Below are 16056 nucleotides of genomic sequence, written 5' to 3' on the forward strand. Positions count from 1 at the left end.
ACGATGAAACTCTGCGATTTTTCTCTCCTGTCGAGTGAACTTGTCCAATTCTCTTGTGACGACTTGGATGCTGATTGGCAGATCGGCGAGGCAGTATCAGTGCAGGCGCACGGCAATGACTATCTTCTCCGTCAGGGAGATTTCATCTGCGTCGGCAAAGTAGTCGGAAGCCAATATCGAACTGCGATTCGGGTGCAGCGTGGCTTGACGTTGTGGGTTATAAGAAATCTACACGAAAAAGTTCTCCACCTTCAACCGCTGGATTTGGTCGAGCAGATCCAGCTGGAAATGGCGATTTCTGTTGATGAGGCCATTGCGGAGCAATTGGCCAGCAGGGGTGAGATTTCCGCACCGGAGGTACAGGCGGCCGTGGATTGGTTGATAGATCAATTCATCTCTACTGATGACGCGGCAACCGCCGAAATGGATCGTGTCTTTCTAGGACGCTTTGACAACGCTTCCGATGAAGGTTTCGTTCTGTTTGGAGCGGGGTGGCGAGGCACCATCAAACGAGATGCTGGCGTGCTGAGACTGATGAACGTCACACGTCTCAAGGGTACTAATGCACGTGTGGCGATGGCCGTAGGCAAGATCTCTTTTCAAGATGCCAGTGTCGCCGTTCGGCTCCAGAGTACAGAGCAGCGCGCACTCCTGGATGCCGCACTTCGCGACAACGGAAGCTACCTGCGCCTATGGCAGGAATACGGCGCGCTTGAATGGGAACAGGCGAGAGATTGCGCGAGGGAGCTTGGCTCTCTTCAGTTCAAGAACGCGGATCTCATTGAGGGTGAGCTCTGGGCATGGTTTCTAAAAGTTGATGGTGACCACCTGAAGCATTTCCGAAAACGATGGAATACCTTGGGTTTGTCAGCCACAACACAAGTAGAACTTGGGGAGAAAGAACTCGAACTTGATTCCGAAGTTGAAGACACACTGGAGAAAGGCGACCGGGCACGGCGTCGCCCAGTTCGAGGTGAATTGCGGTTTAAGAAAGACGGCGTTGTCTTGATTCCAAGCCAGGACCGGCGCTCGGAACGGCCACCAGCCAAGGGCTTCATCTACTACTCTCTATCGGGTGACGAAGCTGTACAGACGCGTCGTACGCGTGCAAGACAATCCATCAATGATGGACGCCGATTGCCGCAATTGAGCTACCTGCTGGAAGGGGTTGCACCGCCAAGCGCACGACGGCGTCAACTCGATGGCTTATCCGCCTACTCCAAAGCTAGCTTTAAGGGTGCTCCAACCAAGCGCCAGATCGAGGCATTGGAGAAGGCGATAAACACACCTGATATCGCGCTTATCGTTGGTCCACCAGGAACGGGGAAGACCCAGGTCATTGCTGCTTTGCAGCGCCGCCTTGCCGAAACACTAGGCGAAAACTCGCTGCAGCACCAAGTGCTGATCAGTAGTTACCAGCACGACGCCGTCGATAACGCTCTTAATCGTGCTGAAGTCTTTGGCTTGCCTGCAGTTCGCATTGGCGGTCGAGGGCGTCGTGACGAAGGCGGTGTCGACCCCGTTGGTGTTTGGTGTGAACGCAAACGAAAGGAAATCGCCGTTCAACTCGATGCGATTCAGCTGAATGAGCCCCTGACTCAGCCCTTGAAAGAGCTTGATCGGCGGGTCACAGCATTGAGGCTCGCAAGTTTATCGGCACAGGAACGCCAAACACAGTTCGAGCAAATTGATCTTTTATTGCGCCAGTTGTTCGCTCTGGATGTTCGTCTCCCTGCCAATGTTAAAGACCGGTGGGATGAGTTCCTTGTTCAGCAGAAAAGAGTTGAAACCCAGCGTCAGGCCAACGAGCCCGCTGGGCTTGCGCGATTGCTCCGGGCTCTGCGAACCAGCCACATCGGGTTCTCCGATGACGGCCCGGACAGAGCTCATCAGCTCGAGCGCACTCTGCGACGTGGCGGAGTCAAACTCGAAGAGTCCGAGTGGATGTTGCTACAGCGACTTTCAACGGTTGCCGACGCTACAGAGGCAGACCTATCTGAATTGGCTGCCTTTAAGCAGTCAATGCTAGATCGACTGAGCCCCGACTACAGGCCCCCGCAGCTGAAGCAGGCGTTGAGTGGAGAAGCACTTGGTCTCTTGGCCGATATCGAGTGCGCAATCGACGCGCCTTTGCGCCAATCACGCCGTGGCATCTCTGCGGTAGTGGCCTCGTACCACGCGGCGCTTGCCCAGTCCCCCAATGAGGCAGCGAGAGCGGTCCGCGAGTACGCCAGCATTGTCGGTGCGACATGTCAACAGTCAGCTGGTAAGGCGATGAGCAGTTTGAAGGAGTTGAGCGATCTAGATGCATCAGAAGGAATTGAGTTCGACACGGTTGTCATTGATGAAGCGGCGAGAGCAAACCCTCTCGATCTTTTCGTTCCTATGGCTATGGCCAAGCGTCGCATCATTTTAGTTGGCGACCATCGACAACTGCCTCACCTTGTTCAGCGAGAGTTGGAAGATGAACTCATTTCCAGGCAAAGCCTGACTGAGGCTCAAGCGAAGGCGTATGAGCAGAGTCTTTTTGAGCGACTGGTGAAACAGCTTAGGGAGCAGGAGAAAGTCGACAACATCAAGCGCGTCGTGATGCTCGATACGCAGTACAGAATGCATCCAACTTTGGGTGACTTCATAAGCAAGCAGTTCTATGAATCTGTGGGACTGGACGTTTTGCACTCAGGGCGACCCGCACAGGATTTCGCCCACACGATTCCTGGCTACCCAGGCAAATGTGCTGCTTGGTTGGATGTGCCTCTGCAGGACGGGAAAGAAAAATTCCTGAAACCCGGTTATGAAAGACAGGCGGAGGCAATTTCTATTGCAAAAGAGGTTAAACGGATAACAGATTCTTGTGGGCCGACACTGAGTATTGGCGTCATTAGTTTTTACCGCGCCCAATGTGACCTAATTCTTGACGCCTTCGTCGACCAAGGCCTTGCGGAGGAGGAGGACGGTGAAATCCGCATCGCAAGATCCTACCGGCAGACTGAATCAGGTGATGAGCGCCTGCGCGTCGGCACGGTCGACGCGTTCCAAGGCAAAGAGTTTGATCTCGTCTTCCTGTCGATCGTGCGAGCTAACGACTCAGCCGTTTCCGATCAAAAGGACGGGAGCGAGCGTGAACGACTGCTAAATGGTAAGTATGGCCACTTGCGCTTGGCAAACCGGTTAAATGTGGCGATGAGCCGCCAGAGAAAGCTCCTTGTTGCCGTTGGTGACAAAGGCATGGCTGAATGTCCTGAGTCCGAGGAAGCCGTCCCAGCTCTGAATGCTTTCCTAAAGCTTTGCAGGGAGGAGATGAAAAATGGCCGCTGATCGTTATCTCCGCTTTGATGCGCGTCGTCCCCTTGGTGGGCGCCCGTTTCTGTGGCCTGTTCGAGTTTGGAAGGTTCTTTATCCAACAAAGCGTGTACTGAAGCTGAATCTTTTCCAGCAGGCGATCCTTGGACTTGCACGGGCACGATGCCAGGACAACTCTGAAATGGCGGCACTGCTGGGGCTGGACCGGGAGCTCGTGGTGTTCATCATTGCCACACAGCTGATCCCCAACGGCTGGATGAATACCTTGGGTGCCGTTACTACTCAAGGTGAGCGTGTTCTCGAAGAGACGCAGGACGCCAGCGAGGAAGTCCGAATGGGATACGCGTATCAGGACGCGGTCACTGGCAACTGGTTGCCGAGATTCACTGAAGAACTTCCAGAAATCGAAGCGAAGCGAATCGATGAGCGTGGTTACCCAATATTTCTACGTGATCTGGATTCCGGAAAGGAAGATCGACCATTTCGCCTAAATCACATTCGGGAAAGTGCGCTGGACATGGGGGCGCTCTTTGATGCGTTCGAGCGCTATCGGACGGATCACGACCATGCTAAGCAGCGTGACGATGAACTTCCGACACGTGTCCGCATTGAGAGCCTGAGCTTTGTGGAAGATTCGTCGCAACCGATGTGGTTGTGGACGTGGATCTTCCCAGATGAGGCAGGGCCACAACCCTGGCTGGTTGCCGACCCTTTCGGTATTCAGCAAGCAGCATCATGGTTGCGTAAGCCATTGCAGGAAGTCCTGCCTCGTAACGATGGCCTGGCACGCTACATCGCTAACACACTTGGTGAGACCCGATCGAATGAATTGTCGGCAGAGGAGTGGCTGCGATCTCTTGAGAACCAGATCGATTTGACTGTGCTGGCCGATTACAGCTGGTCCGGGAAAGTGCCGCCTATTTCAGGCTACTTGACCAGTGTGCTACGCAGGAATGCACTGCTAGCCTCCCAGGATAAAACTTGGCAGGAAGATTTGACCAGTTTACTGATTGAGACTCACAACCTCGTCGAAAGTGTTTTTCAATGGTTGTTGAAGAGATTTCCAGTGGACGTCCGTAGATTGCCCGATCGGAGCCAGGACAAAAAATGGACAAAGGATCTAGCTTCGGAAATTCTGCGAACACTCCCGGTGGCCCAACTCACCGATGACACAGTTAGGCGACTGGCTTCGCAGAATTTGAGAGAGATTCGGAATGCGCTTGTTCGAGGGAATAGTTCATTAAAGGCGTTGATGTTTGCCGCGCTGCTTTCCACGATTGAGGATGCCAATCATCCTCTCAAGGACCTTGCCCCCGAAGCTCTTGCCCTAGATCGAATATTGGATATGGCTGACGCGAGAAATCGGAAGGCCGGTCACGCGGGCGGTGACAAGATAAGCAAAGACGAAGCAATGGAATACGCTGATTTCGTTATCGAATGGGTTCAAATTTTTAAGGGCTGGTATTGATATGGCAAAACACAATAAAGGGAATAAAGCCCCAGTGGCGCAAAACACGAATGTTGCACAAAGTGGAGTCGCATCGGCATGGCAGAAAGCAACTGCTGGCATTGGCTCTCTTGCATCACTGGTGCAAAGCGATGCTTCCGTCGTGGCGCTCCCCGACCTCGACAAAGATCAGGTCAGCGAATTGGAGAAAATCGAACCTGAGAAAAAGGTTGAGCTCGAGAAGCTGTTGGCGGATGTCTCTGACGTCGCAAAGAGAGTTCGTGAGTTGAATGAGGATGCACAGAAGCGCACGGAAGACGTGGCTCGCAAGGAGGAAGCATTTTCTCGCCGAAGTGATGAGAACAAAAAGAGAACCGAAGAAATCCACAAACTCGACGATGAGTTGAAGCAAAGACAAGCCGAGATAAAAAAATCTGAATCAAATCTAGCTGACAAGGAGCGGGAACTTGAAAAGCGGGAGTTGGATGCGCGATCCGGTTTTGCCGCCCAAAACGTCGCAGCACTCAGTGACTTAAAAAAGGAGATCGTGGAGCTAGAGGCTAAGAAGACAGAAGTTCAACTTGGCATCCTTCAAGCAGACCAGAAAGCACGGGACGACGAGTCTGCGCGCGCCTCAGAACTGATGGGTCGAGAAGCGGAGATTGCAAACAAGGAAAGAAGTCTTCAGCAGCAACAACGACGGCAAGATGCAGAGTGGAAAGAGCTAGAGCGCGAACGGACACAGATCCGTGAAGATGCACATCGTGAGGCCAGCCAGGAAATTGCGAGATTGACGGAGGCCCGACAACGAGCAGAGTCTCGTCTTGAAAAGGTGTACCGTGATTGGACCTTGACTGAAAAAAAACTAGAACAATACCGAGAGTTCTCAGAGGCACTGGCGGGACGGTCTGCACGCGAGATTCTTGACGAGTTGGCAGCTCACAAGCGTCGAGTCACTCAGCTGGAGAACCAAATTGCAAATAGCCAAGATGATCAGCTGCAATCTGAGAACGAAGCACTGCGAAAACTTCGTGATGAGCAAAAGACTCAACTTGATGAGGTTCACGTGGACTTGGCTGATGCAAAAGCTCAGCTTCATCGCCTGCGACTCGGCGTCAGTGACAAAGAGAACCTTGAAAAAGAGAAGCGTGCCCTCGAAAAAAACAATCAGATTTTGAGTGCAAGGCTGAATGACTTGGGTAAAACGGTGGATGACCTCACCCAGTCGCAGCAGTCCGAAAAGCCGTTCCCCCAGATGGCATGGATGGATTCGGCATCCAATGCAGACTGGATCAAGGATCGCAAAGCCAAGGAGTTGGGCCTGCCGGAGCAGGACGTTCCTGATCTGAAAACATTTTCGAATGAATTGCAGCACAGGATCGCTCAAGCGGAGGAAGGTGCAACACTGCATTTCCGTCTAGAAGATATTCAGCTGCTAATTGCCGGATTGGCTATGAGCCAGCTTCACATCTTTCAGGGGATCAGCGGCACAGGAAAAACGAGCCTGGCGAAGGCATTCGCAAAGGCTGTGGGGGGGCATTGCACTGACATTGCCGTCCAAGCTGGATGGCGAGATCGTGATGACCTAATGGGGCACTACAACGCCTTCGAGAAGCGCTTCTATGAGCGCGACTGCCTGCAAGGTCTCTATCGTGCGCAAACTGCCGCCTACAAGGACCGGTGCAACATCATCTTGCTTGATGAGATGAATCTCTCGCGCCCGGAGCAGTATTTTGCTGAATTCCTTTCGGCTCTTGAAAAAAATGATCCAAGAGATCGATTGATCAGTTTGTCGGAAAGTCAGTTGCCAAATGCACCGGCGCTGCTTGTCGAGGGTCGAAGGATTCGAGTCCCCCATAACGTCTGGTTCGTAGGCACTGCCAACCACGATGAGACCACGAACGAGTTCGCTGACAAAACCTACGACCGTGCTCACGTCATGACGCTTCCACGCCATGAGGCAGGATTTAAGATTGTGCCGAAGCCGAAGGCCAGCTTTAGTTATGGTTCATTGATGGAGCGCTTTGATGGCGCTGTGACTCAGAACGCCGACGAGGTTTCAGAGTTGTTGGCAGAGTTGACCACGGGGCCGCTCACGGGCATTTTGCAGGATCGCTTTGACTTGGGATGGGGTAATCGACTCGAGCGTCAGGCTATGCGATTTCTCCCCGTTTACATGGCTGCGGGCGGCCGGAAAGAAGATGCTCTGGATCATTTGCTTGCTAGCAGAGTATTTCGGCGAGGTAAGGTTACTGGTAGATACGATGCGACGATCGATGATTTAACTGCCATCGAAAATGCACTTACTACTGTTTGGAAGGGGTGGAAATCGGAGCCTCGCCGTTCCATTGCCTTGTTGGCTGAAGACCGTCGCCGTAAGGAACGTGGCGCATGAGATTTCTGGACCGCCTTACCGGAGGGACGCTCAGTAACCTGCCCGACGCGTTCCTGCCGGGCAGGTATTGCTTGCTTGAGCCACTCGTGGTTAACGGACACAGCCACTTGCAGCCCGGCGATCTGTTGTCGGATGACGGCTCTGGCGTCATTCGAATTCAGGACGCTGAACGCCAAGTGCTCTCCAACGATCAGACCGACGAGGATCAGGCTGATTCCGATCTGTGCGCCGAGGCGATTATTTCGATTGCTGGCAAGCTCGCTCACGCACATGGTGCAAATGTCTCGCCGATGCTACCGGCTGAGATGGCTGCGCAATGTGCACTTGAGGAACTCGAACGAAACTTGGCGACGGTACTCAGTGATGGTCATTTGCACTCGATATCTGACCGGCCCCGCAGAGACCTTCGATATGACGATTTGGTGGCGCCCGTGGCGCGAGCTCGACGCCTCGCAACCTCGGCTTTAACTCACCTGGCGTCACACTCAGATTGCTGGCAGCAGCGCACGCTCAGCGGCGTCCAACCTCGCAAGGTTCTGGCTCGTTTCAGCGAGGACGACTATGCCATCTATGAGAACAGGCTTTACAAGCGATTGCTGGATCGTCTTGATCGGCACCTTGCCAGGAGACTGGCTCGCATCCGGGGTGTCAACTCACGGCTGGAACGAGCTTTGGAGTTTCAAGGCTCAGAGCAGACGCATTTTCGACTTCGCCAGGATATTTGCCGCCTTTGGGGGGAGTCATATCTTGATGACAAGACCGGGATGCAATTGGAGGCAGGAAAGCTTGCTCTTGCCGAGTTGGAGTCTCAGCTGCGTGCAATTAGAGGATTGAAACAGCGTGGCTTATATTCCCTGGTTCACGCAGCTTCGGTAGTCCCTGCCCAAATTCATCGAACAAACATTCTGAATCACGACCCTCACTATCGTCATCTGCCTCCTCTATGGGAGAAGCTGAAAGATGATCAAGAGGAGCGGCTATTGCCCCCTGAAGAGCGCTTGGCGCGACAACTGCAATTTCAACTAGCTTACGTCAGCTACGTCGGTCTAGTGGTAAGGCGTGCGCTGGAACGCTATGGTTTGCGCAGCATAGATGGAAATTTTGTGTTCGGTTGGGCTGGTCGGAATTTCGTACTCAAGCATGATACGCATGATTGGGTCGTAACTCAGTCTGACGGATCTACTCTGAGAATCGTACCGATTGCCTGGTTCGGCGCTTCCATAAATAGCAGCGAGAGTCTGGAGTCTGGCCGTATCGTGTGCTGGCCAGGTGCTCCGACCAGTGTCGCATCGCCACAGTGTCTTCCCGTTTCACCGCTGGATCTTTACGTCGTAGAGAAAGTGGGGAAATTGATCGATGAATGGATGTTCCGCCAATTGCTCAGCGGTCATGGGCGAAAACTGGGGCCATTGCCTACACCAACCAAAAAACTGACCGAAGCCTGGCCGGAACAGTTTGAATCCATTTCTCCAACGCACGTTAGGCTTCTCGCGCCAATCGATGTTCAGAAAGTCGCCGAACTGAATGCGGTGCTCCGAGGCTCGGCGAATCCACAAGTTGAGGACGCCGTCGGGGTTGCCATCGAACAGGTTGCGGCGCTTGCTCAGCTCTGTGGCCATACAGCGCGATTCGAACCAGGGCAGCAGCAAGACTTCTACTGCCAATGTGGGATTTGTCAGACGACTTGGTCGCTCAAGACAACAGGGAAAAGGCGACACTTTTCCATCCGACCGAAGGGTGCATCGAACATACCAGAGGCGGACGGCTTTGTATGGTCTGGCAGGGATTGGCTGGAGTTCGACTTGGATTCAGCACAGTGACGATTGCTAAATTCTCGGATTCTAAAATTCCGTTACTCGTTCATGATATTCGTGTAAAAACGGGCAGTCCCGCGAACGATTTGCGCAAATTTATGCTTCGTGTACGAGCTATTTTGATTTATTGAATTTTTCTAATAACTGCTGCAAATGCAAATGCTCATCTGCTCATCGGAATTGAGTGCATCGCATCAGCGTTGTACTTCCGATAGAGAGAATTCTCCGAGGTAATGTATTTGATAGATAGTTGTAAACAACGACAGCTATTCGATGTCTGCTATCGCTGCAAGCGAGTCATTCAGCCCAAAGCCAAAGTAGGGGTGTCATTTTTCGGCGTAAAGGAGTTGTTTGGACGGCCCGAAAAAACAGATCTGAGTGATTCAATTTCGATAAAAGTACAAGACTCAACGCGCCACGCCTACAACGTTGAATGATCGAGCTTCAGCAGTGGCTCGGGCGTCTTGTGAGAACCGAACGTCCGGGCATAGGCCCTGATGGCCACCCAAATTCCCCCACTTATGGCCACCTCAAACTCCCCCACCTGAATTGATCGGGGACAGGGTCTCAACGCCGACACCGTCGGCACCTGTGGGCATGACGCATGTTCTGGCCTTCCTCGAAGGAAGGCCAAGGAGTGAATGTCTTGAAACCCAACCAACGCGCCACGGTGATCACGCTGCTGCAGCGCAACACCCCCCAGCGCGAGATTGCCCGCATCACCGGCATCGACCGCAAAACCATTCGCAGCTACCACACCCGCTGGCTACTTGATCCTTCAAACTCCCCCGGGGTTGCCACCGGCTCTGAGACCTTGACCCCTCAAATTCCCCCACCCTGGCCACCGGCTCTCGTTTCCACTTCCTCCAGCCTGTGCGAAGTCCACCGCGTCTTCATTGAGGCCCAACTTCGCCTTCGCCGCAACGCCACCGCCATCTTCCAAGACCTGGTCGATGCCCACGGCTATTCAGGGGCCTACAACTCCGTCAAACGCTTTGTGCGCGCCTTGCGCAAGAAGGCACCCGAGCAGTTTGACCGCCTGTCCTTCCTGCCCGGTGAGGAGATGCAAGTCGATTACGGCGAAGGCGCACCGACCTTGGTGCCCGGCACCGATCGCTACAAGAAGCCGCGCCTGTTTGTCGCCACACTGCGCCACTCCCGGCGCAGTTTCCGCCGTGTGGTCTGGAAGTCCAGCCAACAAGTGTGGGCCCAGCTGCACGAGCAGGCATTTCGCTACTTTGGCGGCTGCCCTCAGTACGTGGTGCTGGACAACCTCAAGGAGGGTGTCCTCAAGGCCGATTTGTACGAGCCTGAACTCAACCCGGTGTATGCCGCCATGCTCGAGCACTATGGCGTGGTGGCCGACCCCGCCCGCGTGCGCGACCCCAACCGCAAGGGCACGGTGGAGCACGCCATCGGCCACACCCAAGCCACCGCCTTGAAGGGCAGACGCTTTGAATCGATCGAGGCCCAGAACGAGCACTTGGAGCATTGGGAAACGAGTTGGGCCGCCAAGCGCATTCACGGCAGCGAGCGCCAACAGGTGCAGGCCATGTTCGAGGCCGAACGTGCGCACCTCAAGCCCTTACCCCTGCTGGGCATGCAGTACTTCACGCAAGGCGTGCGCACCGTGTGCGACGACAGCTGCGTGCGGGTCGATCACAGCAGCTACGCCGCACGCCCTGCGGCCATCGGCTCCAAAGTGCTGGTGCGCATCTTTGAGCGGCGCATCGAGATCCGGGATTTGCAAGGCGCTTTGCTGCGCACACATGCCAAAGCCGAGCGGCCAGGCTCGGTGGTGCTGCCTGCGGATGAGCGAGTGTTCAACCCATCACGCGAGACGCGGTTGATCCTTGGCCAGGCCAAAGAAATTGGCGAGCACGCCAGCCGCCTGTGTGAGCTGATGTTTGCAGCCGAAGGTCGGGTGGGCCAAAGGAAGCTCTGGGGCATCGTGGGATTGACCAAACGCTACCCGGCTGTCTGCATTGACGGCGCCTGTGCCCAAGCCTTGGCGCAAGGGGTCTACAGCTACAAACAAGTCAAGGCCTTGGCCGAGCGTTTGTTTGCCGATGCCATGGTGGCCATGGACGAGGAATCCAACATGGCCAGCTCAGTGCACGCCGACACCACGGCCCTTGAGGGCACTTTGGTTCAGCAGCACGAGCTGATCCGCCAGGCCGACGAGTATGCAGATTTGTTCACCCACGCAGCCTTGGTTGCCAGCGCGGTGGTGGCCAAGGCCATGGATGAGAAAGCAGGAGGCCAGGCATGAACATGACCGAGATCGACAACGCTTTGCGTCAGTTGCGCCTGTCGGGCATGCAGCAAACCCTTTCCACCCGGGCGATGCAGGCCCAGGCCAGCCAGGAGCCGTTTCTGGAGACATTTGCCGCCTTGCTGCAAGACGAGTTGGAGCGGCGCAGCTCCGTCCTGATGGAGCGCCGCTACAAGCGCTCAGGGCTCGATGAGAAGGTCTCATTGGCGGATTTGGACTGGCGCTTTAACCCCAAGATACCCCGAGCCGCGTGCTTTGAGTTGCACACCTTGAAGTTCATCACTCAAGGGGCCAATGCACTGATTGTGGGCAAACCGGGCACAGGCAAGAGCCATGTGGCCAAGTCGCTGGCGTACCAGGCTACGCTGCAAGGCTATGACGTGCGGTATTTGGAGGCGGACACCGAGTTTGCGCGGTATGCGCTGGCGGGCAGCCAGGACAGGGCGAATTTGCTGCGGGAGTGGGTCAAGCCGGATTTGCTGATCGTGGACGATTTGTTTCTGGCCAGGCGAATCACGGCGGAGGCAGCAGAGGCATTGCAGGCCATCGTGCACCAGCGCTACAAGCTGCGCCGCGCCCTGGTGGTGACATCGAACCGGGTAGTGCAGGACTGGGGCAAGTATCTGGGGGATGCCACGATGGCCAGCACGATTTTGGACAGGCTGATGCACCGCTGCGTGATGTTGGAGTTTGAGGGCAAGAGCTACAGGCTCAAGGAGGCGGCTGCTCGCTTGGCCGTCCAGCCTGAAACGTCATAATCTGGCAGCGCTGCCTGGGGGAATTTGGGGTGGCCACGGGTGGGGGAATTTGGACTGGCCATCAGGGGGATGTCTGCAGCGTTGGAAAATCGACCATAAGCTTTTAGTGGTTTAACTTGGAGCAAACCGGACTGCGACAGATAAACGAAGCCGGTCAAAAATGAAATGATGCCCGACGCAGCCACGCTGAAGGACGTCCGGTTAACAAGGGGCTAGGCCTCAACTCGCCACGGAGGATTTAGGCGATTGCTGCCCGCCCAATACAGGCAGATGACGTTGCCCGCTGGGTCTTTGACTCTTGCCTCACGCCACAACCACGGTTCATCAAGGGGCTCCTGAAAGAATTCGATTCCATGCGCCTGGAGGTGCTTGACCGTTTGATCGAGTGATTCGTCCTCGAAGTAGACCACCACATCCGACGATTCGGATACGCCCCCGACCTGATGCACCGAAAACGAGGCGCTGCCATTTGGACACTTGAAGCGGGCGTAGTGCGGTGCGTCAACAATGAGTTCAAACCCCATGCGCTTGTAGAAGTCAACCGACTCCGCAACATTGACAGCCGGCGGGGTAACTTGGTTCAGGTTCATGGGGCCTGACGCTCGCGGTAGGCTGCTTCGCAAGACACAAAGCGAGTGGGTGGAACCAAAAAGTGCATGGCCCTTTTTGGCGTTAACTTGACCAGCCAGCCAGGCCACACACCGTGTTCCGAACACTTGAATACTGCAGTTGATTTCATGCTTGCCGCTCCTGATGCGCTTCACTTTGTGTGGTGACAACACGACCAGCCAATGGATGTTGGATTCCATTGTCGCCATACGTGCCGGTGACTTGAGCGATGACCACTTGAAAGCCATTGAGCCAACGCGATTGCTGTTGCTTTGCCTTCATGTGCTCAGGGTGCTTCATCAATGATTGCAATGCAGCCATCGACTCCCAGTAGTACACATTTGAGATGAGTCCGGTTTGTTGGTTTTCCCAAGACTCTTCACCCCAAGTAACCTGGGATGGACTTCGCTATCTGTGCAATGACATCGTCAAGGGCATAGAACTCTGTGTCGTATTGCCTTTTTGCAAACGTAAAGGTGGATGTGTACATGTGTCCAGTCCGCATAACCGAAGGGATGGGCGTCATTGCGCGGCCTCCCTTGCTTGTCTGAACTTCATTCGGAGCCCGCTGATCGCCGTTGACTCAAGTGATAGTTCATGTTCTGACGACACGCCAAGCAAACCATTCGCCGATAGAAAATCTCTGGCGGATTCCAACGATCTGACTCCGAAAGTCAGTGATTGAATAACCTGGCGGCTGCCCTGAGTCAATCTTAGGACCATGTCCTCGGTCAGCTCGATCCCTGTTCCCGATGACTCTGTCAGAAGCCTCCATTTTTTCTCTGCCTCAGACAGATTCGGAGTTGACATCTCGATTTCCGACAACCCGACAAGCCCAATCGTTCCGCCTCCACGCTTTGTCATCTCAAGTTGATCCCTGGATCTCCGTTCGGCTGTAGTCAACCGCTCCTTCCATGGATAGATTGTTCCTTCAGGATTCCATGCGCAAAAAAAGATGCAACAGGAATCGGAAGAGAGATCCAGCAATACCGAGTTTGTGAAGTTTGTAGTGAGAGAACCGTCTGCGGTCTTGGTCTGGTAAGGCCGGGGGGATTTGCATTGAAGTCCCGCTTGGGTAAGGTGCTCTACGCTGGCCTCCAAGTCAACAGGTTCCATAGCAAACCCATGAATGAGCGGCGGCTGACTTTCTTTGGGAAGATCTGAATTGCTTGCGGCGGCCCACAACTCAAGTTCAGTGTTTCCCACATGCACCCATGCGAACGTCGCAAAGCTGCTGCTTTGCTTTGGCCATGAAACGGGAAGGCCGAACACATCGGTAAAGAGCGAGAGCAAGGGATCGATGTCCAACAAGCGGATCATCACATGGTCAACGGTGGAATAGACAGCGGTGTGGCTCATGACGCGCTTGTAGTTCGAGTTAAGTTGGCGGCCTCGGCAAGACCCTGGGTGTGTTTGTGGGGCCTAACGGCTCAATTCACCGGCGCTGCGCGGCGTCATCACGCCGCCTCCGGAGGAATAATGGGCTGGGCCGCACTTCGAGCCTCTGCAAGTGCCCTCAGGTTTCGGAGCGTGACGGGCAGACCTGAATTGATTTGTTTCGCAAGCATCGGGCCCAGCACAATGGATAGCAGCCCAGAAAAAGTAACCCGGTGAACTACCTCCGTGGCACCCGGCACCGGGACAAGCTCATGCTCGAAAACCATACGAAACAGAGGAATCCTCGACTCAACGGTGAAGCACCTGGCGGGCACGACTTGCGTGAGGACCATAGGAACCGTGTTGCCCTTCGTAGGAGTGAGACGGCCACGGCTTCCAACTTGGAACGGACCATCAATATTGGCTCGCTTTGTGTCTGGATCCCAAGTCGGCCAGTTCTCGACATCTGCATAGATTTCAAAAATCACCTCCGGCGAGGCGGCTACTGCGATTCGGTGTTCAATTTGCATTGGATGTAAGGAGCTGTGAGAACGTGGTTTGCGCGGTCAGCGCTGACGTTGAACGACAGCTTTCATGGGCCGGCGCGAAGCGGACCATTCGCGGGCTGCGGTTCGTCGGCCCATGAAAGCCGTCCGCTCTAACTTTGAATTGGGCACTGTTTCTTTCCTAATCATGCTTTGCAAAGACCCGAGAGGCGAAACCATCCAATTCGCTTAACGGCCTGCCGTAGAGGTGAAGATGAAACGTCGGTCCTTCTCCGACGACCTCTGTTGAGTGAATGGCGTCTGCCGCAAGAACCATTGACTCACCGGGGCCGACGACTACGCGGTCGATCGGCGCGACACGTCTGCCCGGAACCCTCCGATACAGATCATTGGCCTCATTCCCACGGACCCCGGCGATAACCGTCCATGTTCCGTGTTCGTGGGGCGGACTTGTGAGGCCCTGCCCATCCGACACCAGATACAGCGACGGGGCGCCCACGAGAACGGCCAACTCGTAGAGGAGTTCCTCGCTCGGAGCCGCCGCGCGCCAAGATGTCGCCCTCCAGTGCGGCGATCGCGCAAGGCGCTGAAGCACAGCGGCGACCTCCTCAAGCGCGCTTTCGCCGCTTCTCTGCGTTAACGCGCGGATCGTAGACATCGCCGCGATTGAATCGCGCAGCGCTTCGGAAGAAGAAGTCATCATGTCTGCCTAACGTTTTAGATGAGCCGACAGCAGCGGCTGGCTGCGTAAGGCCCAGAATGAAATGGTGGCTTGGAGTGACCAGCCGTTGCGATTCGGCTCGAACGCCCGGTTAGAGCACATGACTGCCACGCCTCTGCATTACGACGCTTATGAGTACCCGAACCTGAATGAAGAAAGCCACAATGAACGCTAGAAGTACCAGGGCCCAGTGAAAAAGTTCAAACCCATTTTGGGTGAAGCGAACAGGCAGGTTGGTTGCCTCAACCAACACGCCGACCTCCACCAACGATAGCAGCCCTGAAACCGCCAAGATCCAACGTGGTGTACGTAGTGCCGAAGGATCGCTTGCCACCCTTCGGCCGGAAATCCGAAGGAAGAAACCTAAAGCGAGGGCACCGAGGACTACAGCGAGCAGGGCTTTTCCGAAAACAGCTGCAGCGGTTGCCCCAGACAGAGAAAAAGCGATTCCGCCTAAGTCGGCAAGAAATTCGATTCGCTTTGTTGCGACGGTGCGAAGATTCATTAACATGTTCGGTGTGCTCTAACGTGATACAGACCGCAAAACCCGGTGGATACATCCGGGTACAGTCGATACATCTTTTTGATGGAATGCCTGCAAGCCTCTTGTGCCGTGGCTCACAGGCTCGCACACCGTAATTTGATGCAGGTACAAATTTGCCATGAAACCCGGTGCCCCTTCTTTGCAGTTCACTCGCTTGCTTGATCTGGTGCGCGAGCGGGTACGGTTTCTAAACTATAGCCTCAAAAAAGAAAATTATTAATTTCAATGTATTTGTTTTTTTATCCATTGAATTGCAATGTAGTCCAGTGACATGCGTCACCCGCACGAGATGGGTGTGGCCGATTTG

At 54.7% G+C, this 16056-nt stretch carries 10 protein-coding genes and 1 pseudogene; 6 read left to right on the top strand and 5 right to left on the bottom strand.

Going from position 1 to position 16056, the window contains the following annotated elements:
• The first annotated feature begins 3 nt into the window (after positions 1-3).
• The 6 genes from AMM41_RS07845 to istB all read left to right on the top strand — a co-directional run bounded on the left by AMM41_RS07845 (position 4) and on the right by istB (position 11992).
• Positions 4-3318, top strand: coding sequence for a DEAD/DEAH box helicase (locus tag AMM41_RS07845; protein WP_089955793.1), 3315 nt, complete (start codon positions 4-6; stop codon positions 3316-3318).
• Positions 3308-4771, top strand: a complete 1464-nt coding sequence (locus AMM41_RS07850; RefSeq protein WP_089955797.1) for a hypothetical protein — start codon at positions 3308-3310, stop codon at positions 4769-4771. Before AMM41_RS07845 ends, AMM41_RS07850 begins: the two co-directional genes overlap by 11 nt.
• A 1-nt stretch (position 4772) precedes the next feature.
• A complete protein-coding gene (locus AMM41_RS07855) occupies positions 4773-7145 on the top strand; it encodes an AAA family ATPase (RefSeq protein ID WP_089955803.1) in 2373 nt (790 codons plus the stop codon).
• Positions 7142-8965, top strand: coding sequence for a DUF2357 domain-containing protein (locus AMM41_RS07860; RefSeq protein ID WP_089955806.1), 1824 nt, complete (start codon positions 7142-7144; stop codon positions 8963-8965). Before AMM41_RS07855 ends, AMM41_RS07860 begins: the two co-directional genes overlap by 4 nt.
• 598 nt (positions 8966-9563) lie before the next feature.
• Positions 9564-11231, top strand: a complete 1668-nt coding sequence (gene istA / locus AMM41_RS07865) for an IS21 family transposase (protein ID WP_228769159.1) — start codon at positions 9564-9566, stop codon at positions 11229-11231.
• Complete coding sequence (gene istB / locus AMM41_RS07870) at positions 11228-11992, top strand: IS21-like element helper ATPase IstB (RefSeq protein WP_089955810.1); 765 nt, start codon at positions 11228-11230, stop codon at positions 11990-11992. The genes istA and istB overlap by 4 nt, the downstream gene beginning before the upstream one ends.
• Before the next feature lie 212 nt (positions 11993-12204).
• Here istB and AMM41_RS07875 read toward each other — a convergent pair whose 3' ends face one another.
• The 5 genes and pseudogenes from AMM41_RS07875 to AMM41_RS07900 all read right to left on the bottom strand — a co-directional run bounded on the left by AMM41_RS07875 (position 12205) and on the right by AMM41_RS07900 (position 15710).
• The gene (locus tag AMM41_RS07875; RefSeq protein WP_089955816.1) at positions 12205-12582 is read right to left on the bottom strand and encodes a VOC family protein; all 378 of its coding nucleotides are present in this window, start codon (positions 12580-12582) and stop codon (positions 12205-12207) included.
• 145 nt (positions 12583-12727) lie between these two features.
• Positions 12728-13091: pseudogene (locus AMM41_RS07880) on the bottom strand (antibiotic biosynthesis monooxygenase).
• Positions 13092-13123: 32 nt separating this feature from the next.
• Positions 13124-13960, bottom strand: a complete 837-nt coding sequence (locus AMM41_RS07885; RefSeq protein ID WP_194944661.1) for a VOC family protein — start codon at positions 13958-13960, stop codon at positions 13124-13126.
• Between the two features lie 98 nt (positions 13961-14058).
• On the bottom strand, positions 14059-14508 hold the full coding sequence (locus tag AMM41_RS07890; protein ID WP_089955825.1) for an SRPBCC family protein: 450 nt from the start codon (positions 14506-14508) through the stop codon (positions 14059-14061).
• Between the two features lie 788 nt (positions 14509-15296).
• Complete coding sequence (locus AMM41_RS07900; protein WP_194944662.1) at positions 15297-15710, bottom strand: hypothetical protein; 414 nt, start codon at positions 15708-15710, stop codon at positions 15297-15299.
• Positions 15711-16056: the final 346 nt, after the last annotated feature.

Source organism: Limnohabitans sp. 2KL-3 (assembly GCF_001269405.1).
Taxonomy (GTDB): Bacteria; Pseudomonadota; Gammaproteobacteria; order Burkholderiales; family Burkholderiaceae_C; genus Limnohabitans_A.

What these genes read in the sequence shown, in the direction of transcription:
- AMM41_RS07875 (WP_089955816.1), bottom strand. Translation starts at nt 12,582, where the DNA reads ATGAACCTGAACCAAGTTACCCCGCCGGCTGTCAATGTTGCGGAGTCG.
- AMM41_RS07860 (WP_089955806.1), top strand. Translation starts at nt 7,142, where the DNA reads ATGAGATTTCTGGACCGCCTTACCGGAGGGACGCTCAGTAACCTGCCC.
- istA (WP_228769159.1), top strand. Translation starts at nt 9,564, where the DNA reads ATGTTCTGGCCTTCCTCGAAGGAAGGCCAAGGAGTGAATGTCTTGAAA.
- istB (WP_089955810.1), top strand. Translation starts at nt 11,228, where the DNA reads ATGAACATGACCGAGATCGACAACGCTTTGCGTCAGTTGCGCCTGTCG.
- AMM41_RS07850 (WP_089955797.1), top strand. Translation starts at nt 3,308, where the DNA reads ATGGCCGCTGATCGTTATCTCCGCTTTGATGCGCGTCGTCCCCTTGGT.
- AMM41_RS07845 (WP_089955793.1), top strand. Translation starts at nt 4, where the DNA reads ATGAAACTCTGCGATTTTTCTCTCCTGTCGAGTGAACTTGTCCAATTC.
- AMM41_RS07855 (WP_089955803.1), top strand. Translation starts at nt 4,773, where the DNA reads ATGGCAAAACACAATAAAGGGAATAAAGCCCCAGTGGCGCAAAACACG.
- AMM41_RS07885 (WP_194944661.1), bottom strand. Translation starts at nt 13,960, where the DNA reads ATGAGCCACACCGCTGTCTATTCCACCGTTGACCATGTGATGATCCGC.
- AMM41_RS07890 (WP_089955825.1), bottom strand. Translation starts at nt 14,508, where the DNA reads ATGCAAATTGAACACCGAATCGCAGTAGCCGCCTCGCCGGAGGTGATT.
- AMM41_RS07900 (WP_194944662.1), bottom strand. Translation starts at nt 15,710, where the DNA reads ATGAATCTTCGCACCGTCGCAACAAAGCGAATCGAATTTCTTGCCGAC.